Raw genomic sequence first — 550 nt, forward strand, 5'->3', positions numbered from 1 at the left:
CCCATGCGCAGCTGCCGGTGATCGCGATCTCGGCAGGGGCGATGGTGGACGACAAGGAAAGGAGCCTGTCGGCCGGTGCCAACGCGTTCCTGACGAAGCCGATCAACCTGCAGGCGCTGCTGGACCAGATGGGCGCACTGCTCGACCTGGAATGGGTCGAGGAGACCCGTGCGCCGCCACCGGTCCCGGGCGCAACCACGAACTAGCGCAGGATGTTCTGCGTGCGAGCGACGGCCTCGGTCCGGTTGCGCACGTTCATCACCTTGAAGATGCGCGACAGGTAGTTGCGCACGGTGTTCGGCGAGATGTTCAGCTCGGTCGAGATGCGCTTGTTGGGCATGCCCTGGCAGACGCACTTCAGCACGGCTGCTTCGCGAGGCGCGAGGTCATAGGCGGCAGCGAGGTTCTCTTCCGCATAGGTCTGCTCGCTGGCCTCGATCTCGGACGTGCCGGCGACATGCGTCATCTCGTCTTCGGTCGGCATGTACTTGTTGCCGCCCAGCAGCGAGGTCACCGCCTGCAGGATGTCGGCAGCCGAGCGCGACTTGGG

2 protein-coding genes are annotated in these 550 nt (G+C 65.5%); one reads left to right on the forward strand and one right to left on the reverse strand.

The genetic code is table 11. From position 1 onward, the window contains the following. Positions 1-206: response regulator (locus tag AC1D15_RS36445; RefSeq protein ID WP_477829925.1), on the forward strand; the 206-nt coding region annotated here is incomplete at its 5' end. Here AC1D15_RS36445 and AC1D15_RS36450 read toward each other — a convergent pair. Then, positions 203-550 (reverse strand): response regulator transcription factor (locus AC1D15_RS36450; protein ID WP_477829926.1); only part of this gene is annotated, 348 nt, incomplete at its 5' end. The two genes, AC1D15_RS36445 and AC1D15_RS36450, sit on opposite strands and share 4 nt — an antisense overlap.

The organism is Rhizobacter sp. P2_H2 (assembly GCF_056403375.1).